Consider the following 20,382-nt stretch of genomic DNA (forward strand, 5'->3'; position numbering starts at 1 on the left):
TTTTGCTGGAATTATTCATTGGAGGCTTTGATCGACCTCTGGAGAATGGACCACGACCCGGTTGCGGCCGGTCTTTTTGGCAAGGTAGAGGGCCGCATCCGCTTGGCGCTGCATGTGCTCTGCTGACACGAGTTCACCGTTTTGCATCAATATCGCTATGCCGATGCTGACAGTGACCCAGGGACCGACGCGGGAGGTAGGATTTGGAAGAGACGCGGCTTCCACTCGGCTGCGAATTCTCTCAGCGACCAACCCGGCCTCTTGTTCATCGGAGCTTGGGAGAAAGACGAGAAATTCTTCGCCTCCGTACCGGGCGACCTGGTCCCGCTCGTCTCTCATGCTGCTCTGAATGATGCCGGCAACTTTCACCAGGCAACGGTCGCCTTCGGCATGTCCGAGATTATCGTTGAGATGTTTGAAGTCGTCGACATCGCACATCAGCATCGCCGCGCCGCTCGTTCGTTTAAGGTCCTCGTTCCAGAAATGATTTAGCGTTTCCATCATCGAACGCCGGTTGGCGACACCCGTCAGCGGGTCGGTCCGCGCCAGCAATTCCAGCTGCGAGTTGGCGTCGGTAAGCGCCGCGAGCCGGCTTCGATCTCGTAACTCGAGCAAGAAAGTCTTCTGAGCGAAGATGGTGGCGGTGCGTCGGGCAACGATGGTTGCCGCCACCCCGCTGGCGAAAAACAGCGTCCCGGCCAGAGCACTTCCCACTTCGATGCCCGGATTGCGCAGCTGAAACACAAGGTAGATACCAAGGGCGGCAGCACCGATCGCCATCGCCCAACCGAGTGGAACGGGAAATATGATAATGGCAGTGACGGCCACAAAAAGCATGATGGTCAAATGCCGCTCATAAAACTCGCCACCGGTATTGACGCCCACCAAGGCGACCGACAGGAGAATGAGAAAAACAGCAGAGAGGAGGAAAACTCCCTGCACCCACAAAGCGTGCGGCCGCAGGAAGGCTATCGCGGCGACAAGAGCCGCGGGGGGAAGGATAGACGCTGGCCAAAGCATCGACATGACCGTTTCAGCCGGAAGCAAGATCGCGTTGAGGCCCAACGTCAGGACGTCGAGCACGATAACCCAAACCATCCACGCGCGGATGATCTTGGCAGTCCGCGGCCAGGAGCGTTCGCCAAAAAGCTGAGTCAGCTCGCCATTGAGGCGGATATCACGCGTGCGTCCACCAAGCAGGCGCTCGACTTGCTCTACAATGGCCGGGCTCAACCTCTGAAGAGGTTTCCGCGAAGACGCCCTTACCGATTTGATAGGAGCTGTGGTTCGCTCGGTATCCATGTGTCGGATCTAGGGAGCAGACGGTCGGAGACAAGACGAGCCGCGAATTCCGCCCCGAAAGACGATATGCTTGCCCTAATGATTTTGGACCACTTCACGACAGTATGTTGTTAAGTGTGTCACATCGGTTCAAAGTCTCACCTGTGCCGGGCCAAATTTACGGTTCGCCCCATCAAAACCTGCAGATTAACAGTCGTCTCGGTCCGCACGTGATCTCTCGCACGACAGAATCGCCTGCGTTGGCAATTTACCCGCACAGAACGTTACGGGCCTCGATGCTGAGTGCAACCCCTTCGGGAGTGTTGGGGGCGCAGATTTTATCGATTAAAAGGTGACTAAAATAATCATCTTATGTTGACAAGGCCAATTTCGCTCCATAGGTTCCGCCCGCATCCGTGGCGTAGGGACCAAGCAATGGCGCGTGTTTTTTTGAATGTTTCTAATAATGTATCGCGAATTTATAGAGATAGCCTGTTTCTCACGACAGCGATCGTCCTGATCGGAAGTGCAGCATCGCCGGCTTCAGCCCAGAGCGTATCCGGAGATGCTGGCGCCACAACGCTGGAACCGATCGTCATTCAAGGCGCATCCTCTGATAGCAAGACCGACCGGACGTCCGTTGCCGCCAAGAACAGTTCGGCTGCGACCAAGATCAACACGCCGCTCGTCGAGACGCCGCGTTCGGTCTCGGTGACCACCGAGAAGGAAATCGAGCAGCGTGGCGCCCAGAGCATCATCGAGGCCGTGCGCTATTCGGCCGGCGTGACGACCGGGCCGAACGGCTTCGATCCGCGCTTCGACCAGATCTACATTCGCGGCTACAACGCCACGACGGTCGGTGACTATCGTGACGGCTTGCGCCAGCCCTACATCAACTACGGCACGTTCCGCACCGATCCCTATCAACTGCAGCGCATCGAGGTGATCAAGGGGCCGGTATCCGTTCTCTACGGCTCGGGATCGCCGGGCGGCCTCGTCAACAAGATATCGAAGCTTCCGACCGAAGAGCCGATCCGTGAAGTGGGTGTTTCCTACAGCACCAAGGATCGGGCTCAAGCGATGTTCGATTTCGGTGGGCCGATCAGCGAAGATAACGACGATTTCCTCTATCGCATCGTCGGCCTTGCCCGCCGCGGCGACACCAATTTCGATATTGCCGACGACCGCTACTTCCTGGCGCCGTCCTTCACCTGGAAACCGGACGAGGGCACCTCCTTCACGGTGTACGGCCTAGCGCAGGCCGACGAGACCGACTCGAATGTCGGCGCGATCACGACCTCGGACGGGAGGATCCTCGACATCAGGGCGAGCGATCCCGACTATGACTACCAGAAGGTCAAGCAGCAGCAGGTCGGCTATCAGTTCGAGCATGAATTCGACAATGGCCTGACATTCCGGCAGAACCTGCGTTATTCGCAGCTCGATCTCAAGGCTCGCTACCTCGGCGTCTTGAGCTGGACGGACACTGTTGCGCATCGGTACCCGAATTCGATCCGCGACGAGATGAACGTCTTCCAGGTCGACAACCAGCTCGAGGCGAAGTTCGATACCGGCCCGCTTGCCCACACGATGCTGTTTGGGCTCGACTACACCAATCTCCAGTCGAGTTTTGGCTATGGCCTCGGAGCCGCCGATCCGGCATTCGACTTCGATATCGCCAATCCGACCTATGGAGTCTCGGGCGCTACCCCGGACTATAATTTCTTGGCTTCCGATGCCGATATGCGGCAGGTCGGCATCTACGCCATGGACCAGATCGAGGTCGGAAACTGGCGTTTCAACCTCGGCGGCCGGCAGACCTGGGTGAACCAGACGCGAGATGCGACTTTGCCCTCGGTCAGCTCGGAGGAGGTCGACAAGAATGCCTTCTCCGTACAGGCAGGCGCGCTTTATCTCTTCGACAACGGCATCGCGCCGTTCGTTTCCTACGCCACCTCCTTTGATCCGGTCACCAACCGGTCGAGAACCAACACAATTCTTCCGCCGACGAAGGGTGAGCAATACGAGCTCGGCGTGAAATACCAGCCTCCCGGCTCCGACATCCTGCTGTCGGCCGTCGCCTATCACATCGTCGAGCAGAACAAGCCGAGGCTCGCCGATCCGCTGACCTTTGCCTACGACTCCCAGGGCGAGGTGACCGGAAAGGGCATCGAGCTTGAAGCCCGCGCGGCAATCGCCGACGGTCTCGATATCATTGCGGCCTACACCTACAACGACTCCGAAGTGACCGGGGGCAACAACGTCGGAAATACTCCGGCCATCACCCCGACCCATATTGCCAGCCTTTGGGCAAACTACACTTTCCAGGAAATCAATCCCTTCAACGGTCTGTCGGTTGGCGCGGGCGTGCGCTACATCGGTGAGACTTGGACGGATGTGGCCAATACCTCGAAGAACCCTGCGACTTTCTATGTCGATGCATCCGCCTCCTATGATTTCGGCGCAGTCGACAAGAAATACGAGGGCCTGACGGCAGCCTTTGCCATCCGCAACATCGCCGATGAGCGCGAAACAGTTTGCGAAGAGGGCTTTTGCTATCTCGGCCAGGGCCGCAACATGACCGGCACCCTGAAATACCGGTGGTAAGGCACGGCAATGGAGACAACCGGGGCGTTTCAGCGCCCGACCTTGATCGCTGACCATCCTGTCGCCCATCAGGCCGTCGACCTCGACGGTCTGGTGGGCGACAGCCCGTTCGCCTATTGCCGCGGCAAGCTGCTCAGGGCTCTCCCGCAGACGGGCATCGTTGTTTCCTGCAGGGATCTTTGCGACCGAGCGATCTTCGACGAGATCATTGGCCGATATGCGCAAAAATTTCCGGGCAGCGACCGTCGTGCGATCGTCTCGATGTGGACGCTCTATTATTTCAGCATGCTGACGATTGCTCCGAGCGTCCATATGTTCGTGAACAGGATCGGGCTGTCGTTGGAGATCGACCGGCTTTTGCTCGTCTGCAACGAGCATACGGGCGAGCCGGAAGCATTCGTGATGTCCGGCAGGCCGGACGTGACGACTGACCCGGCCGGCGAGCTTCACCGGCTGATGCTCGGTCACGCCGAGCCCATCATCGCGGCGATCGCCGCCAACGCCGGCGTCGCACCGAAGCTTCTCTGGAACAATGTCGCGGCCTATCTCTCCTGGATTCTGAAGGAGATCGCTCATCGCCATGAGCCCGTCCTCGTTGAAGGCGGCTTGGCGCTGCTGGAAGAAGCTCAATGGCCGGGCGGCGGGCGCAACCCGATGTTCGGCATGATCCGCATTGCGCGCCAGCAATGCGGGCTCGAATTCGTGCGCAGGAAAGTCTGCTGCCTGCGCTATAACCTGCCGGGCGTCGGCGGCTGCGGCGAAGCCTGCCCGCTGCCGGAGGGGCGCCACTAGCTCCTATCGTCCACCGCGCGTAGAGACGGGTGCCCTGCGCGCCAGTTATTGCCAATGCGCGCCAAGCAGAAAGTCCCGTCGTCTCAAAGCGCAGTCTCACCTGCCTGGACGCCGGCGAGTGGCTTGACCATGAACAGGCATGGATGGTCCTCGTGCCAGAGCTTTGCAAAGACCTCCGCCCGCACAAAGCCGTTCCGGTCATAGAAGCGCCGCGTCGCCTCGAACTGCGGTTCGTCGAGGCCGCGCGGGGCGAGCGTCTTGACCGTCAGCAGCCGCGCACCCGATTCATGGCCGAAACGCTCGGCCGCATCGATGAGATGGCGTCCGGCGCCGCGACCGTGATGTTCGGGTCGTGTCGCGATCAGCGCGATCTCGACGGCGCCGGGCGGGTGCGGCTTCAAAGCCATCAACGCGGTCACGACATCCGCTTCGACATAACCGAACACCGGCAGGTCTTCGATCGCCTGGGCACCCGCTTCGATAACCTCGGGTTCTGAAAACCAGTCGGGCAAAGCCCCCATGATCGATCGGCAGAGCTCTGCCTTGCCGGTCAGGATCTCAATTGTTTTTCCCATTTTTCTCGCCTCCGATCGGTCGATTTAAACTTGACTCCTGTTATCACCTTAAAATAGACACTGCAATCAAATCGTGTACTTTCCTCCAAAAAAGGAAGGCTAAGACCGAACCAGCCAGCAACGACAGAGCCTGATTTTCCATTTGTAAAAAGGGTACAGGACAATGCACACATTGCATCGTGATGTGAACGGAAATGCCGTGGTCAATGCCATGATCGAAAACAAGGATAAGCTCCTTAAAACGATTGAAAGCGTTGTCAAATCAAAGTCATATTCCGAGGATATCTTTCAAGATGGAGTCATTAAAGCCTATGGTGTCAAGACCGACGACATTCGTTGCCCGATCGGCTACGCCTTCCGGATGGTCTACAATCTGGCACTCGATGAGAGCCGCCGGCGACGCCAGAAGATGAACAACCATAGGTCGATAGACCAGATTCAGGAGATTACGGCTCCCATCCCCACCGTGCTCGACCAGCTCGTCGCTGCCGAGACCCTGCGCAATGTGCTTGCCTCGCTCGAGGCGCTGCCGAAGCGAACCAACGATGCCTTCATTCGCCATCGCCTCAACGGCGTGCCGCAGAAGGATATTGCAGCCGAACTCGGCGTCTCAAGGACCCTCGTCAACTTCATGATCAAGGCGGCAGAGGAACATTGCCATCTGGCGATCGCCGAACCTGCTTCCCGCCCCGATCATGCGCACCGGCAGGAGCCTACCGTTTCGCTGCGTGCAGCGCCTGCTGCAAATCGCTCCACAGCAGTTCCGGCTCTTCCAGGCCAACGGCGAAACGAACCGTCTGCTCGCTCACGCCGAACCGGATGAAGGAAGTCATCCGGTCGGGGATCTGCAACGCGACCTTGGCGGGGACCACCAGCGTTTCTGGTCCCCCCCAGCTGACACCGAGGCGGATGTCGCGAAGGCTATTCACAAAACGTGCGACATCGATATCGGGATTGAGGTCGAAGGCAAACAGCCCGGCATAACCCGTCAGCGTCGCCCTTCCGGGATGTTCCTGGAATGCCGGGTGACGAACGCGTCCGATCGCAGAATGCTCCTTCAGCCGCCCGGCCAGCAAAAGCCCGCTGCGCTCATGCTCCTTGAGACGGACACGCAGCGTGCGCATGCCGCGCAGCAGCAGCCAGGCCTCGAACGGTGACAGTTTGGCACCGACATAGGGGTAAGACGTTGAATTGATCCTGGCGATGGCCTCTTTCGAGCCGACGACGACGCCGGCGACCGTATCGCTGTGACCGCCGAGATATTTCGAGGCGGCGTGAATGACGATATCGACGCCATGCTGGATCGGTTTCTGAAAGAGCGGCGTTGCCCAGGAATTGTCGATGATGGTGGTGACGCCGGCCTCCTTTGCCATGGCCGACAGCGCCGCAATGTCTTGAAGCTCGAAGACAAAGGATGTGGGGTTTTCAAGGTAGAGCAGCTTGGCACCCGACAGCGCCTTGCGGACCTCGTCGTGGTCGGCGGGATCGACGAAATCCACCGCGACACCGAGCCTGGCAAGCAGCTTCACCAGAAGGCGGTAGACATCGTTATAGAGATGGCGCACCGCAACGACCCGGTCGCCTGCCTCAACAAGGCTGAGAATTGTCGATGTAATGGCGGCCGTTCCGCTGGAGAAAGCCCGTCCATCCTCTGCGCCCTCGAGGCGGGCGACCAGCAGTTCGAATTCGCGAACCGTCGGATTGTCGCCGCGCGAATAGATGTAGTTACGCGTGCGTCCGGCAAAGACATCCTCCATCGCCTCGTAACTGTCGTAGGTGAAGAGCGACGTTTGGAAGATCGGCGGAGACACGGCGTTGAATGCCGCCGGATCGACAGGCGTAAAGAGATCGTCAGCGACCGCATGGGCGCCAAGGTCGTGCGGGTTGATCGACTGGTTCATGGTCATCCTCTCATGGACAAAAGCTGGGATATGGACGGATGGAGGTCAGATGATCGGCAGAGCGCTGCCGGAGCGCGCTGAGCGTCCTCGCCAGGCAGACGGCCGACAGCAGGCCGGACAGGGCAGAGGCCAGGAATATTGCCGCCAGCAAGCCTGAAAAGCCGAAGAACGGCGGCAGAAGAGCAAGCAGCGGAAAGAGAAGATAGCCATTCTGCGCCAGGCCGATGGCAACCGCCGCTTTCGGTCTGCCCTGAGCCTGGAAGAGGATCAACACCGTTTGCCGCAGGCCGAAAAACAGAAGGGGAAGATGGGTCGCGATGATCGCCTGCCCTGCGATCCCGATCACCACCGCATCGTCGGTGAAGAACGAGGCAAGCTCCTCGGAGAAAACGAGCGCCCCCAACCCGTATGCGCCGCTCACCGCACTTGTGACCACTGTCAGGATGCGGACTGTCGACAGCACTCGGGCCGTATCGCCTCGACCCCAGGCAAAGCTCAGGATCGACTGGGCCCCGAGTGAAATGCCGATGACGGGGAGGGTTCCGACCGCCAGCAGCCGCAAGGCAATCCCGACGCCGGCGATGCCGGCTTCTCGGTGATAGGTGCCGGCAAGCGACACCATTGCCGCAATCGCGCCAGCGGTTGCGAGACTGGTCAGCGTCGTCGGCGCGCCCACAGCAAGGACAGGCCTGAGATAACCGATATCTCGCCACCGCCAGCCAAACGTCAGCCGGACCGTCCCAAGTCGCCTGGCGTGGTAGGCAGCATAGATGCAAAGCGCGACGAGCTGCGACAGGATGGTTGCGATTGCAACGCCCTGCAGGCCGAAGCCGAAGCCAAAGATCATGATCGGATCGAGGATCATGTTCAGCGCAAAGCAGGCGACCAGCGTCCACATGCTGAAGCGGGCATTGCCCTCTGCGATCGCCAGGAAATCGAGAATGATCTGCGCCATCGTCAGCGGCACCGAGACCGCAATGATCATCAGATAATGTTGCGCGAGCGGCTGAAGGGCAGGGGTGGCGCCGAACAGCAGCAAATCTGGAAATACGACTATTGCGATGGCACTTGCCGCGCCGAAAACGACGCCGGCAGCAAGACTGATCGAGGCAATGGCGCCGGCCCGGGATCGGTTGCCGGCTCCGAGCGTGCGCCCGACCTCGGTTGCGACACCGACGCCGATCCCCTCGCCGAAGGCGGCGATGAGCATCAGGATCGGCAGGACGATCATGATCGCCGCGATCTGGTCTTCACCGATCATCCCGACGAAGATCATGTTGATCGTGTGATGGGCGGCGTTGATCGACAGGCCGAACATGGCCGGCAGGCCAAGCCGAAGCAGCAGCCTGAAAAGCTCAGGACTGGCAAGGTCTTCCGGTGCGAGACGCTGCCGTTTCCGGAAGCTGCCGCTGACGTCGCTCATATCGTTCATGATGCCGGCACCCACAGACGATCGCCGAAGAAACGCTCGCGGCCGAGCATCACCAGGAGTGCCCGCTTATGCGGAAAATCGAAATGCTTGACCTTGGCAAAACCCGAACGGTCGAGGTTGCGGATCTGCTGTTCGTGACTGGCGCGGGGCTCGCCGACGATGCGCTTCGTGCGCGGATCGTCGAGGAAGATGAAATGCATCAGCGAGGGAAGCCATGCGCTGATCCATTTCTTGCCACGATAGCCGGGCTCGCCGATCGCGACGTGCCATCCTCGATCATAGTCGTCGGCGTCGTAGAAGGGACCGAGCCGGTTCTCTTTCGCCCAATAGACTTCGAAATAGCCGAAGGGAATGTCTGCGAAACTGCCGATCAGCGGCAGGACATGCGGATCTGCGATCCTTTCTTCCAGGATCTCCCGGTGCTTGTCGATCGAACCCGCATCCTCCCAGATCGTGTTGACCTGCTCATCGTTCATCCAGCGATGAAATGCTGCAAGATCGGTCTCCGGATCGGCCACCGTGAAGGTGATTTCCCGTTCCAGCCAGGGGATGAAACGCCTGTAGATCGTGCCCTTCGGCTTTGCGGGTCGACGCGGATGATACCGGCCCGCGGTCATCTCCTGCACGGGCGGCAGCGGATAGGACAGCTGCGGCAGCCAGAGCGAGGGCCACTGCCACAGGATCGCCGAATCAAGCCTTCCGCCTGCATCCGCAATATGCGGTGGAAGGCTTGCCTGATGCCCTTCGAAGACGACTGACGTGATCGAGCGATCTTCTGCCGTCACGGCTTCGGCGGCCGCCATAAGAAGCTCTGCCGATTGCACCGGATCGCCATGGTAGAAGGTCACCGACGCGATGCCGGCCTCGACCTCGAATGCGGCTTCGTGGTGGCCGTAAGCGGTCTTGAGGTGGATGAGATTGGGAGCGAGGCTGACGTAGCTGCGCGACTGCAGAGCGCGCCTTTGTTTGACGGCGTCGAAATCCATGTTGTTCTCCTTGGCCGGTCGGGGGCCGGTCGGGGGCCGGTCGGGCTTTCGGCGCTGCGAGCATGAAGCGTGCTCGTGTGCCGATTTAGTAGAATGACGATCCATCTCTCGCTGGGTTTAGGGGTAAGCGAAGAAAAAAATTCTCATCAATTTTCTAAACTGTAGCCTGCCGGATCCGTCACTTGCGCATGACCATCATCACCGCAGGAGCTGCGAATGGATAATCTTGAACCTCACGACGATCTCTGGATCGCCGTCATCGACACCGAGCATCGCTACTCGGTCTGGCCGCAGGACAAGCGGATTCCCCTGGGCTGGGAGCCGGCGGGTTTTGCCGGTTCGCGCCAGCAATGCCTAGCGTATATCCGTGACGTCTGGGCGGATCCGCGCCCTCTCTCCTTGCGCTCGGCAATCGCCGGCGACGCGCGTCTCTGAAACCGGCGGGATGACACGGATGAACAAACAGATCACAAATTTCGCAGATGCCTACCCGACCGATGTCGCAACGGACGCGGTCTTCGAGAGCTTCCCGCTGACGATCGCGCAGAAGCGTATCTGGTCGCTGGAGCAGATCGGCAATGACACGGTGTTTCCCGACCAGGTCATTTCGCTGCGATTGAGCCCGGCCGTCGACGTCAAGACCATTGCCGGCGCCTGCCGGACGCTCGTGGCGCAACATCCGTCGCTTGCCATCCGCTTCCGCCGGCTGGCAGGCGGTCGCGTCGAGCAATACTGCGGCGCATTGAGCGCCGTACCGATCGAGATTGTCGGCGAAAGCGCTGCTCTTGCAGAGCCGGATGCGTTGGCCGCCCAGAAAGCCTTCCGCGACGGGCGCTTCGATCTCCTTGCTGGTCCACCGACGCGTGTTCAGATTATCTTGCTTGCCGATGGGCAGTCGCTTCTGACGATCGTGCTTCATCCTGTGATCTCGGACGATCGCGAGAAGTCTATTCTCGCCGGCTCCCTGACGCGAATTCTCGACGGCGCACCCTCCGGCGACACGCAGCTGACTGAGATCTTGGCCGGAACGCGGGAGGCTGAATGGCTGCAGACCGAGCAGGCGCAGGAATCCCTCTCCTATTGGCGGAACACGATCGGTCTCGACTACGCGGCCTCGACCTTTCCCACCCGCTTCAACAGCGGCGGGCTGGCAGGTGTCGCGCGCGCTCAGCATCGATTTTCGATCGAGCCGGATCTCTGGGAAAAGCTCGGTCGGCATGCCCAGCATACGGGATATCAGGTCGAGCGCGTGCTTCACGCCGCCTTTTGCGCGCTGCTGGCACGCTACAGCGGCAATTACGCCTTGCTGACCGGGCTCCTCATCGCGCGGCCGCAGAAGGAACACCTTGCGAACCGCGGCCGAGCCGAACAGGTCCTTCCCCTCATTCTGTCGCTGGCATCAAAAAGCTCTCTCGACGATGTCATCACAGCGATCTCATCGGCAACGGAGGAGGGCTTTGCCCGGCTCGTTCCGCTGGAGCGCATCACCCAGGAACTGGTCGTCGACGAAGCGGCGGCCCAGGAAGCCGTGGTCAAGGCCCTGTTCGAATTCCGCGAGCCGCATCCGGTCTCCAGGCACGCAACAAATCTGGAGCCGCCGGGTGCGCGCGCTGACAGCGAGCTTTCCCTGGTGATCGAGGCGGGTCTGGATGGGGCCGCATCCGGGCTGATCGATTATGCACAGGATCTCTATGACAGCGCCCTGATCGCGCGTGTCTCCCGGCATTTCACCCTTGTGCTCGAGCAGATCGTTGCGCGGCCGAATGTGCGGATCAAGGACATCGAACTCGTCGGCAGTGACGAACTCGACCAGTTGTCGGCGCCCTATGAAGACGACGTCGTCAACGATGACAGGCCGGTCCACGAGCTGATATCGGCCCATTCGCGCCAGACGCCGGAGAAGACGGCGATCGTCTACGGCGACGAGGAGTGGAGCCATGGCTGGCTGGAGGCGGGCACCAACCGCCTCGCACATCGGTTGCGGCAGCTGGGTGTTCGCGCCGAGGTGACGGTCGCCATCTTCATCAAGCGCTCGCCGGAGGCAATCGTCGGGATCCTCGCGACGCTGAAGGCGGGCGGCGCCTATATCCCGGTCGAGCCCGACCATCCGCCGGTGCGCAACCATCACATTCTGCGCGATGGCGGCGTCAAGATCGTTCTGACCCATAGCTGGCTTCGCCATCGGCTGCCGGAAGAGCTCGACACGATTATCCTCGAACTCGACAAGATCGACCTCGACGGCGAGCCGGATACGCCCCTTGATATTCCCACTCACAAGGATCAGCTCGCCTATGTCATGTACACGTCAGGATCGACGGGATTGCCGAAGGGTGTCGCCGTCGAGCACGGTCCGCTGACGCACCATCTGCAGAACACCTCGCGTGTCTACGGCATGAGTTCGGCCTCCCGCGAGCTGCCGTTCCTGCCTTTCAGTTCGGATGGCGGGCACGAGCGATGGATGAACCCGCTGATGGAGGGCGGCAGCATCATTCTTCCCGAGCAGCCGCTGTGGACGCCGGAAGAGACATTGACGGCCATGCGCAAGCACGGCGCCAACAATGCCAGCATTCCGACCACCTATCTGCAGCAACTGGCGGAATGGGCCGATATAACCGATGGCGCACCGCCGATGCGGCTTTACTCCTTCGGCGGCGAGGGGCTGGCGCAACCGACCTTCGATCTACTGTCGCGGGCGCTGAAATCGGAATGGCTGATCAACGGCTACGGGCCGACCGAAACCATCATGACGCCGATGGTCTGGAAGGTGAGGGCCGGCACGAAATTTCAGGGGGTCTATGCTCCGCTCGGTCGTGCTGTCGGATTAAGGCGGGTCTATGTGCTCGACCCCGATCTCAATCCTTGCCCGATCGGCGTCACCGGCGAGCTCTATATCGGCGGCGAGGGTATCGCACGCGGCTATCTCGGCAAGCCGGACACGACAGCGGACCGCTTCATCCCCGATCCGTTCTTCACGGAGGGCGGCAGGCTTTATCGCTCCGGCGACCTGACGCGTTGGCGTGATGACGGAACCGTCGAATTCGTCGGTCGTGTCGACCATCAGGTGAAGCTTCGCGGCTACCGGATCGAGGTTGGTGAGATCGAAGCGGCTCTGCTTCAGCAACCCGGCGTCGGCGAAGCTCTGGTCGTCCTGCGCGATGACGATGCCGGCGGTGAAAAGGCGCTCGTTGCCTACGTCGTTCCGAAGAAGGACGAGACGTTGAACGTCGAGACGATCCGCGCCGGTCTCGAACGTAGCCTGCCGTCCTATATGGTGCCGGCTGCCGTGGTCGAACTGGAAAAAATGCCGACCAATCCGAACAGCAAGCTCGATCGCTTCGCGCTGCCGGCGCCGCAGCCGGTCAAGCGTGCCATCGTCGAGCCGACGACCGCGCTTGAAGAAGAGGTGCTGGATGTCTGGCGGCAGGTTCTCAAGCTGGAAGCGATCAGCGTCGAGGACAATTTCTTCGCGATCGGCGGCAATTCGCTGGGCGCGATCCGCATCCTTTCGCAGCTGCGGCAGCGCCGGCCGAAAACCCCGCTCACCGTCGCCGATATCTTCAACAACCCGACCATACGCTCCTTTGCCGGCGTCGTGGAGCAGGGCGACGAGCGGGATATCTCGGAAGTGATCGTGTTGCGTGCTTCCGGCGCCAAGCCGCGGCTCTATTGCTTTCCGGGGCTTCTCGTCAGCACCCGTGAATATGTCAAGCTCGTCGATTATCTCGGAGCCGATCAGCCGGCGACTGGCTTCATTTGCCACTCGCTTTCCGAGAAAAAGGCAGTCGGCGCTCCGGTCGAAGAGATCATCGAGAGCTATGTCGATTACATCAGGATGCATAGCCAGGGAGCGCCCTGCTATTTCCTCGGCTGGTCGTGGGGCGGGCTTCTGGCCTACGAGGCCGCCCGCGCCCTCGGTGATGAGGTCGACGTCAGGATGATGGCAATGGTCGACGTCTGCGATCTCGGATCGGAATTCGCGATCGGCGCAAAGCCGAGGTTCCGGCCGGGCGAGCGCGATGAGCTTCATCGAGACGTAGAGACCTGGCTTGGAAAAACGGCGATGCGCCCCGAATGGGACCGGCTGTTGTCGACGATGGACGCGGATACTTACGATCAGTTCCTGCGCTTTGTCGGCGACGAAAAGGACCCGCTTCCAAACGACGGGCCCGATATCAGCAGTCGCGAGCATACGTTTTGGGTGCTGATCGACAATGCCCTGATCTTCCGCAAGCACCGGCTGGTTCCCCACGATGTGCCGATCTATCCCTGGGCTGCCGACGACAGCCTCAACCGCGGCCTCAATCTGATCGACTGGCGCCGCCTGTCGCCGCGGGCGCGTGCGGCCGAAATCATCACCGGCACCAACCATCTGCACATGATCGGGTCTCCCGCCTTCCACTCAAGGCTTGCCCTGCGTCTCAAGGAAACAGAGAAGGATATCGCATGACCGTCGCTTTTGCCCGCAGGGATGCCGAGCCGCTGGATATTGCCGGCATCGGCATCGGCCCCTCCAATCTGAGCCTCGCCTGCCTGTTCGAGTCGGCACCTGAGATCAGAAGCCGTTTCTTCGAGCGGCGAGAAGCGTTCGACTGGCATCCGGGCATGATGATGCCCGGCGTCGAACTGCAATCGTCCTTTCTGAAAGACCTCGTCTCCCCGGTCCTGCCGACCAGCCGCTGGTCATTCGTCTCCTATCTGGTTGCCCATAAAAGGCTCTACGCTTTCCTGAACGCCAATTATGAGGCCGTTCCCCGGCAGGAGTTTGCACGTTATCTCGCCTGGGTCGCCAACGGCCTGGACGGGTTGCGCTTTGGCACGGAGATCCGCGACGTCGAGCACCGCGACGACCGCTTCTTCCTGCGGTTCGACAACGGGCAGGAAGAAGCGCGAAACCTGGTGATCGGCACGGGATCTTCGCCCTTCGTGCCCGACTGGGCAAAACCGTTTCTGGGTGCTGATTGCTTTCACAACAGCGAGGCCAAATCGCGTCTCAGCGATCTCGGCGCTGCCCGCATCGTCGTGGTCGGCGGCGGTCAAAGCGGCGGCGAGGTCGTCGAAGCCCTGCTTGCCGATCCCGATTCCATGACGGAGCTGACATGGATCAGCCGGCGTCACAATTTCGAGCCGATCAACGACACGCCGTTTTCGAACCAGGTCTTCTCACCGGAATACGTGCAGGCCTATCTGAAGCTCGGCGGCGAGCAGAAGCAGGCCGCTTTCAAGAACTCGATCCTGACCAGCGACGGCTTGTCGATTTCGACGATTCACGCGATCTATCGACGCCTCTATGCGTTGCGCTATCTCGAGCCGAGCACGCTCAACGCATCTCTGGCCCCAAATCGTGATGTGATCCAGATGGAGCGGAACGGCAATGCCTATCGGCTCATCGTCAGGAACCAATTCGACGGTGGGATCGAGGTGCTGCATGCGGATGCGGTGGTTCTGGCAACCGGCTACCGGTTCCGATTGCCCGATGCTCTCGGCTCGCTGGGCGACAGGATAACGCTCGACAGAAACGGCTATCCGCTTCTCAATGACGACTACACGATGCAGTGGACGGGTCCGAGGGCCAACCGGCTGTTTGCGCAGAATGCAGGGCGATACTCGCACGGTATCGCCGACTCTCAGCTCAGCCTCATGGCCTGGCGCAGCGCAACCATCGTCAATGCGCTTCTCGGCCGGCAGCACTTCGATGCGGAACCCGACAATGGGCAACTCGCCTGGGCGACGGAGACCGCTTCCGCCATGCCTCATCAGCTCCGAGCCGGCTATTCGGACGGCATGCTATCGTCCTGAAACAGGCGCGTCGAAATGCCGGGGGACCCGGATTGAGAGCAAGCAGCCAGCGCGACGACGTGCTGGCTGCCGCTTTCGACCAGACGGTGATGCCAGCGCCGATCGCGATCGCCGTCGACCATGACGGGGATGCCATCCTTCCAGGAAAAGGCGACATTGCGGGGATCCTCGTGCAGCCCGACGCCGAGTGCCTTCAGATGGCTCTCCTTCAGGGTCCAAAGTGCAATGGCCGCACGCGTGCGTTCGGACGCAGGCAATTCCATGAGCCAGCGCCGTTCGTCCGCGCTGCAATAGTTATCCACTGCCGCCGCTTCGATCTCGGTATCGACGCGTTCGCAGTCTATTCCCAGGTGGTCACATCCTGAAGCGACAGCGACCGCGACAAGCCCGTCGGTATTTGCGAGGCTGAATTGCGGCCTCTCACGACCTTCAAGCCTCAGCTTGCCGTGCCTGTCCGGAGACAATGGGACCTTGCTCGGCGATATCCCGGTTTGCACGCTCAACAGTTTCCGCAAGAGATACCGGCCGGCAACGAACGAGGCCCGATCCCGTTCGAAGCGGTAGGTCGCGGCGCGCTCCAGCTCATCCGGTGAAAGCGACTGCATCCTGCGGTTCCGATCGCCTTCGTTCTCGGAATACTGCCAGAGAACGATTTCAATGCCGGCAAATTGCTTTTCTAATTGGTGCATGGGTCCAGTATCTGTCCCGTGGACCTATTGGCAAGCATGCAGGTGCTTGCCGACGTCACAGACGGCAGGACAGCTGCGTGAGCGGATCGGCATTTCCCGTCCTGAAGGCGATTGGCGTTTCAACGCTCGTTCTCCATGGCGAAGATGACCAGATCGTGCCGATCTGCTCCCTCTCATCAGGGCTCGATGTCCAAAACCGGGTCAATGTCGACCGATTCATTTCTTGGTATCGAGACCTGATGGCGCTGCCATTTTCGCTCGCCATGGCTGCTATTTCCTTGGATTTCCAGAAACTTTAAGTCGCAGGGCGTTTAATTGATCGCGGAAGTATGGATCTGATCAGAAGATCTCAGGAAAATAGAGCGAGATCATTGTTTAGTTAATACTAAATTATTGAATCTAGCGCGAGATCTTGCATCAGCCGGCATGCCGGTCGTTCCAGATACCTTCGAGGAGACCCGCATGAAGCGCCCGAGCATCAAGCAAGCCCTGATCTTAAAGCTGTCGATCATCAGTCTGTTCATGGTTGGCCTGTCCTATATCTCGCTGAGCACGATTTCGACACTTCGTGCCAATACTGAGCAGATCGGGACCTTCTGGATGCAGCGGCTTGTGACGGCTCGCGAGATCAAGGATGACTTCCTCGACCTGAAATTGGTCCATGCCCATTACCTCCTGGAGGATACAGCGGAGGAGCGGAATGTCGGGCAGCAACGAATCGATGCCGCCGTTGCCACGCTCGAGAAAGTTGTCGCCGAATACGAAAAAGGCGTCCGCACCGAGCGGGGGCGCGAACTGATCAATCAGATCAAGCCGGAACTCGCCAAATATCGCGCGCTGGCAGAGCAGATGATTGCGTTTGAAAATGACGGAAAGACGCCTGAAGCAATCCGCTTCTTCAAGGAAAATATGGAGCCACAAGCCGAGCTGGTGAACAAGGCGGTGGCAGATCTGGCTGCTTTTATTCTCAGCCAGGCCGAAGGCTTTGTGGCCGCGAGCGGTGCTTCCGCACAATCCGCTTTCATGCTGACGGCCGCGATCGCAGCGCTGGCCGTGCTTCTTGCCTTAGCCGGCATCTTGTTTGCGATATCGGGCATCGCCAACCCAATCCGAAGCATCGCCTCCGCCATGAGGCGCTTGTCGGATGGCGATCTTGACAGCGATATTCCCTATGCCGGTCGCGCCGACGAAGTCGGCGAGATGGCCGGCGCGGTTGAAATCTTCCGTCAGAATGCCCTCAACGTCGTCAGGCTGGAGAAGGAAGCCGCCGAATCCCGCAGCGAGAGCGAGGCAGCGCGCGCCGCAGCCCAGCAGCGCGCCGAACGCGAGGCGGAACAGTTGCGCTTCGCGACCACGACATTGGGCGAAGGTCTCCGGCGGCTTGCATCAGGCGACATTTCCTTCCAGCTTTCGGAGCAATTTGCGGCCGAATACGAAGCCTTGCGCGAAGACTTCAACGCTTCGCTCCGGCAATTGGGTGCGACCATCGGCGCCGTGCTCGAGACGGTACACAGCATCGACAACGGAACCGGTGAAATTGCATCTGCCGCGCAGGATCTTTCCAAACGCACCGAACAACAAGCCGCCTCTCTCGAGGAGACGGCTGCAGCCTTGGACGAGATCACCTCGAATGTGACGATGTCGACCAAACGCACCGACGAGGCGCGCAATGTGGCCAAAGAAGCCGATATCAGTGCCCAGCGGTCGGCCACGGTCGTCTCTGAGGCGGAACAGGCCATGCGCCGCATCGAAGACAGCTCACAGCAGATTTCGAACATCATCGGTGCAATCGATGAAATCGCCTTCCAAACGAACCTCTTGGCGCTGAACGCCGGCGTTGAAGCCGCCCGTGCGGGAGAGGCGGGCAAAGGTTTTGCCGTGGTCGCCCAGGAGGTCCGCGAGCTTGCCCAGCGGGCAGCTCAAGCCGCCAAGGAAATCAAAGGCTTTATTCAAAAGTCATCAACTGACGTGGAAAATGGCGTGAAACTGGTTCTCGAAACCGGAACCTCGCTGAAGTCGATCGGTGAGTACGTCGTCCAGATCAACCAACTCATGGATGCGATTGCCACCTCGGCGCGCGAGCAATCGACGGGACTTGCCGAGATCAACACGGCCGTCAATCAGATGGACCAGGCGACCCAGCAAAATGCGGCGATGGTCGAGCAGTCGACGGCTGCCGTTGCCTCGTTGTCCTCCGAGGCAGGCCGCCTGCGGGATCTGGTCAACCAGTTTCAATTGGACGGCGACAAAAGCACGGCGGACGTGCAGCGCAGCGGACGGGCCTTTGAAGGCAACAGGCCAATCCACCTGGTCGCTTCGCGGCGCGTGATACAAAGATGACGCGCGACCGACGGCAGATCAGATGCACGCGATAAATTGAATTGCCGTCCTGACGATTGCTGCATGGATCCAGCACGTGGCCGTCCCGGCTATTCGGCCGGCGTCACGCGGGTCCAGAACGCGTTGAACACGACCGAATCGAAGAAGGCCGAGGCGCGGACGATACGGCCGTCGCGCATGTCGAGAAACCAGGCATAGGTGTTGGCGTAGGGCTCCCCGTCGCGGGCGATGCCGCGGGCGTCGAAAAAGACGATCACAGTGTCGCCGTCGGCATAGACGTTGCGGATCGCGGGCTTCAGCGGCGCCTTCATGCGGGCATTAAACGGGCGGATCACTTCGCGTAAAAACGCCTCGCGACTAGGATAGGTCTTCGACGCCAGCGAATAGCCCTCGATCGTCCAGCGGGCGTCGTCGGCGAGGAGGTCATAAGGGCTGCCTGTGCCGGCCGCCCACGCTTCAAAGCCAGCCTCGACGGTCGTCTTGTTGCGGCGTTCGGTTTCAGTCAGCGTCTGCGGTGCGGCGCGAGCCTCCAGCCCACCCATAGCCAGAATGGTGGCGGCGATGCCGAGGGCAGCGTTGAAGATGCGGTGGACAAAGGATTCCTGGCTGCGGACTGTTGCGGTTGCGGTGGTGGACATGGGTTCCTCCAAGGATCGGGTTGGTGGCGCGACATCCGCTGGCCGGGTGCCGCTTGCAGCGCTCGCCGCCAAAAACGCTGATCAGATCTGGTTTTCCCAGGCTCTCAGCTGATGCTCCTTCAGCATGTCCTCGACTACCTTCGGAACCACGTTGCGGAACCTGCCGGTGTCGGCCGGGACGACGTCGATCATACGGTCGATCATTTCCTTCGGGTCCATCTTACCTTCGGGGGTGGCGAAGAAATCGTCGAAGCCCTTGCGCAGATCTGCGCGCTTGGTGAAGTTCTTGCTGTCGTCCAGCCAGCGGAACGGATTGTCGGCCATCGTCTCGTTGTAGCCGGTGTAGTAGGCGCCCGGATTGATCGTCTGGATCTTGATGCCATAAGGGGCGAGTTCCTGCTGCAGCGCTTCGGCGATCGCTTCCAAAGCGTGCTTGGTGGAGACGTAGGTGCCCCAGTTGGCCGGAGTGAAGAGGCCGCCCATCGAGGACGTGAAGACCACCTTGCCCCTCTTGCGTTCGCGCACCCATTTCTGGACGACGCCCTGGGTCAGCACCAGCGGCAGGAAGACGTTGACTTCGTAGTTCTTGCGGACGAGCTCGATCGGGATTTCCCAGACCGGGCCGGCTTCGCCCATGCCGGCATTGTTCCAGAGGACGTCAAAGTCCCAGCCCTGCGCCTGCTTGATGTCGTAGGGATCGGTGAGATCGAGACGCTCGACGCGGAAGTCCTTGAGTCCGAGGGCGGCGATTTCCTCACGCAGCGGCGTGACCTGTGACGAAACCTGCGTGGTCGCGATGATGCTGTGGCCGTTCTTAGCCATGCCGATGGCGGCAGCCTTGCCGAAGCCAGAGCCTGCACCAGTGATCAAAATGGTCTTGGTCATGCGACATTCCTTTCGATACTTTGGGGTTGGTCAAAATCAAGGATCGGCACAAGCATCACACGACGGCTGCAGCCGCTGCCTGCGCGATTTCGAGATCCTGCGGCACCGCTCCGCCGGAAACGCCAACGGCGCCGATCACTGTGCCGTCGCGGGCAAAAAGCGAGATGCCACCGGGAAAGGGAGCCAAGCCGCCGTTGGATAATTCGAGGGCATGGGCGGGAGCGCCGGGCTTGCAATATTCCCAGACGGCCTCGCTTGTGGTTTGAAACAATACGGCCGTCCGGGCTTTGCCCATAGCAAGGTCGATCGAACCGAGCACTGCGCCGTCCATTCGGCTGAACGCCTTGAGATGGGCTCCGGCGTCCAGGACCGTGATATTGACCGGCACGCCGATTTCTTGAGCCCGCGACTCGCCTGCGGCGATGATCCTGCGAGCTTGGTCGGTGGTAATCATCTGCCT

Annotated in this window: 17 protein-coding genes; 8 read left to right on the top strand and 9 right to left on the bottom strand. The window is 60.3% G+C overall.

Annotated features, from left to right (window positions below):
• Positions 1-15: 15 nt before the first annotated feature.
• A complete protein-coding gene (locus FFM53_RS25015; RefSeq protein WP_138390376.1) occupies positions 16-1,302 on the bottom strand; it encodes a GGDEF domain-containing protein in 1,287 nt (428 codons plus the stop codon).
• 414 nt (positions 1,303-1,716) lie between these two features.
• Between FFM53_RS25015 and FFM53_RS25020 the strand changes: the two genes are divergently transcribed.
• Together FFM53_RS25020 and fhuF are read left to right on the top strand one after the other, a co-directional pair.
• Positions 1,717-3,888 (top strand): TonB-dependent siderophore receptor, encoded by a 2,172-nt coding sequence (locus FFM53_RS25020; RefSeq protein ID WP_138390374.1) that lies wholly within the window; start codon positions 1,717-1,719, stop codon positions 3,886-3,888.
• 9 nt (positions 3,889-3,897) lie between these two features.
• Positions 3,898-4,680: a siderophore-iron reductase FhuF gene (gene fhuF / locus FFM53_RS25025; protein ID WP_138390372.1), complete on the top strand. Its 783-nt coding sequence runs from the start codon at positions 3,898-3,900 to the stop codon at positions 4,678-4,680.
• An 83-nt stretch (positions 4,681-4,763) separates the two neighbouring features.
• Here fhuF and FFM53_RS25030 read toward each other — a convergent pair whose 3' ends face one another.
• On the bottom strand, positions 4,764-5,255 hold the full coding sequence (locus FFM53_RS25030) for a GNAT family N-acetyltransferase (protein WP_138390370.1): 492 nt from the start codon (positions 5,253-5,255) through the stop codon (positions 4,764-4,766).
• A gap of 163 nt (positions 5,256-5,418) precedes the next feature.
• Here FFM53_RS25030 and FFM53_RS25035 point away from each other — a divergent pair, with 163 nt between their 5' ends.
• Positions 5,419-6,078, top strand: coding sequence for a sigma-70 family RNA polymerase sigma factor (locus tag FFM53_RS25035; protein WP_138390368.1), 660 nt, complete (start codon positions 5,419-5,421; stop codon positions 6,076-6,078).
• Here the strand turns inward: FFM53_RS25035 and FFM53_RS25040 are convergent.
• Genes FFM53_RS25040 through FFM53_RS25050 form a run of 3 tightly spaced genes read right to left on the bottom strand, consistent with a single transcriptional unit; the run spans position 5,969 to position 9,574 of the window.
• Complete coding sequence (locus tag FFM53_RS25040) at positions 5,969-7,156, bottom strand: PLP-dependent transferase (RefSeq protein ID WP_138390366.1); 1,188 nt, start codon at positions 7,154-7,156, stop codon at positions 5,969-5,971. The genes FFM53_RS25035 and FFM53_RS25040 overlap by 110 nt on opposite strands.
• A gap of 10 nt (positions 7,157-7,166) precedes the next feature.
• Entirely contained in the window at positions 7,167-8,588 is a 1,422-nt protein-coding gene (locus FFM53_RS25045) for an MATE family efflux transporter (protein ID WP_138390363.1), read from the bottom strand.
• Entirely contained in the window at positions 8,585-9,574 is a 990-nt protein-coding gene (locus FFM53_RS25050; protein WP_138390361.1) for a GNAT family N-acetyltransferase, read from the bottom strand. Before FFM53_RS25050 ends, FFM53_RS25045 begins: the two co-directional genes overlap by 4 nt.
• A 216-nt stretch (positions 9,575-9,790) precedes the next feature.
• Between FFM53_RS25050 and FFM53_RS25055 the strand changes: the two genes are divergently transcribed.
• The 3 genes from FFM53_RS25055 to FFM53_RS25065 are packed head-to-tail and all read left to right on the top strand — an operon-like array spanning position 9,791 to position 15,370.
• Positions 9,791-10,009, top strand: a complete 219-nt coding sequence (locus FFM53_RS25055) for an MbtH family protein (RefSeq protein ID WP_138390359.1) — start codon at positions 9,791-9,793, stop codon at positions 10,007-10,009.
• Positions 10,010-10,028: 19 nt separating this feature from the next.
• Entirely contained in the window at positions 10,029-14,021 is a 3,993-nt protein-coding gene (locus tag FFM53_RS25060) for a non-ribosomal peptide synthetase (RefSeq protein ID WP_138390357.1), read from the top strand.
• Positions 14,018-15,370, top strand: a complete 1,353-nt coding sequence (locus FFM53_RS25065; protein ID WP_138390355.1) for a lysine N(6)-hydroxylase/L-ornithine N(5)-oxygenase family protein — start codon at positions 14,018-14,020, stop codon at positions 15,368-15,370. The genes FFM53_RS25060 and FFM53_RS25065 overlap by 4 nt, the downstream gene beginning before the upstream one ends.
• On the opposite strand, the gene FFM53_RS25070 is transcribed toward FFM53_RS25065, so the two are convergent.
• Positions 15,343-16,059 (bottom strand): 4'-phosphopantetheinyl transferase family protein, encoded by a 717-nt coding sequence (locus FFM53_RS25070; protein WP_138390353.1) that lies wholly within the window; start codon positions 16,057-16,059, stop codon positions 15,343-15,345. The two genes, FFM53_RS25065 and FFM53_RS25070, sit on opposite strands and share 28 nt — an antisense overlap.
• 77 nt (positions 16,060-16,136) lie before the next feature.
• Between FFM53_RS25070 and FFM53_RS25075 the strand changes: the two genes are divergently transcribed.
• Both FFM53_RS25075 and FFM53_RS25080 read left to right on the top strand, forming a co-directional pair.
• The gene (locus FFM53_RS25075) at positions 16,137-16,358 is read left to right on the top strand and encodes a hypothetical protein (protein WP_138390351.1); all 222 of its coding nucleotides are present in this window, start codon (positions 16,137-16,139) and stop codon (positions 16,356-16,358) included.
• 163 nt (positions 16,359-16,521) lie between these two features.
• A complete protein-coding gene (locus FFM53_RS25080; protein ID WP_138330736.1) occupies positions 16,522-18,399 on the top strand; it encodes a HAMP domain-containing methyl-accepting chemotaxis protein in 1,878 nt (625 codons plus the stop codon).
• An 89-nt stretch (positions 18,400-18,488) separates the two neighbouring features.
• Here the strand turns inward: FFM53_RS25080 and FFM53_RS25085 are convergent, their stop codons facing one another.
• The 3 genes from FFM53_RS25085 to FFM53_RS25095 all read right to left on the bottom strand — a co-directional run bounded on the left by FFM53_RS25085 (position 18,489) and on the right by FFM53_RS25095 (position 20,376).
• Complete coding sequence (locus FFM53_RS25085) at positions 18,489-19,037, bottom strand: nuclear transport factor 2 family protein (RefSeq protein WP_138390349.1); 549 nt, start codon at positions 19,035-19,037, stop codon at positions 18,489-18,491.
• Positions 19,038-19,118: 81 nt separating this feature from the next.
• Positions 19,119-19,922, bottom strand: coding sequence for an SDR family oxidoreductase (locus tag FFM53_RS25090; protein WP_138390347.1), 804 nt, complete (start codon positions 19,920-19,922; stop codon positions 19,119-19,121).
• 55 nt (positions 19,923-19,977) lie between these two features.
• Complete coding sequence (locus tag FFM53_RS25095; protein ID WP_138390346.1) at positions 19,978-20,376, bottom strand: GlcG/HbpS family heme-binding protein; 399 nt, start codon at positions 20,374-20,376, stop codon at positions 19,978-19,980.
• Positions 20,377-20,382: the final 6 nt, after the last annotated feature.

The organism is Rhizobium indicum (genome assembly GCF_005862305.2).
GTDB classification, from domain to species: Bacteria; Pseudomonadota; Alphaproteobacteria; order Rhizobiales; family Rhizobiaceae; genus Rhizobium; species Rhizobium indicum.

Coding starts and splice junctions, on each gene's coding strand:
- FFM53_RS25030 (WP_138390370.1), bottom strand. CDS start 5,255: ATGGGAAAAACAATTGAGATCCTGACCGGCAAGGCAGAGCTCTGCCGA.
- FFM53_RS25070 (WP_138390353.1), bottom strand. CDS start 16,059: ATGCACCAATTAGAAAAGCAATTTGCCGGCATTGAAATCGTTCTCTGG.
- FFM53_RS25060 (WP_138390357.1), top strand. CDS start 10,029: ATGAACAAACAGATCACAAATTTCGCAGATGCCTACCCGACCGATGTC.
- FFM53_RS25090 (WP_138390347.1), bottom strand. CDS start 19,922: ATGACCAAGACCATTTTGATCACTGGTGCAGGCTCTGGCTTCGGCAAG.
- fhuF (WP_138390372.1), top strand. CDS start 3,898: ATGGAGACAACCGGGGCGTTTCAGCGCCCGACCTTGATCGCTGACCAT.
- FFM53_RS25045 (WP_138390363.1), bottom strand. CDS start 8,588: ATGAACGATATGAGCGACGTCAGCGGCAGCTTCCGGAAACGGCAGCGT.
- FFM53_RS25080 (WP_138330736.1), top strand. CDS start 16,522: ATGAAGCGCCCGAGCATCAAGCAAGCCCTGATCTTAAAGCTGTCGATC.
- FFM53_RS25020 (WP_138390374.1), top strand. CDS start 1,717: ATGGCGCGTGTTTTTTTGAATGTTTCTAATAATGTATCGCGAATTTAT.
- FFM53_RS25035 (WP_138390368.1), top strand. CDS start 5,419: ATGCACACATTGCATCGTGATGTGAACGGAAATGCCGTGGTCAATGCC.
- FFM53_RS25065 (WP_138390355.1), top strand. CDS start 14,018: ATGACCGTCGCTTTTGCCCGCAGGGATGCCGAGCCGCTGGATATTGCC.
- FFM53_RS25050 (WP_138390361.1), bottom strand. CDS start 9,574: ATGGATTTCGACGCCGTCAAACAAAGGCGCGCTCTGCAGTCGCGCAGC.
- FFM53_RS25085 (WP_138390349.1), bottom strand. CDS start 19,037: ATGTCCACCACCGCAACCGCAACAGTCCGCAGCCAGGAATCCTTTGTC.
- FFM53_RS25015 (WP_138390376.1), bottom strand. CDS start 1,302: ATGGATACCGAGCGAACCACAGCTCCTATCAAATCGGTAAGGGCGTCT.
- FFM53_RS25055 (WP_138390359.1), top strand. CDS start 9,791: ATGGATAATCTTGAACCTCACGACGATCTCTGGATCGCCGTCATCGAC.
- FFM53_RS25040 (WP_138390366.1), bottom strand. CDS start 7,156: ATGAACCAGTCGATCAACCCGCACGACCTTGGCGCCCATGCGGTCGCT.
- FFM53_RS25095 (WP_138390346.1), bottom strand. CDS start 20,376: ATGATTACCACCGACCAAGCTCGCAGGATCATCGCCGCAGGCGAGTCG.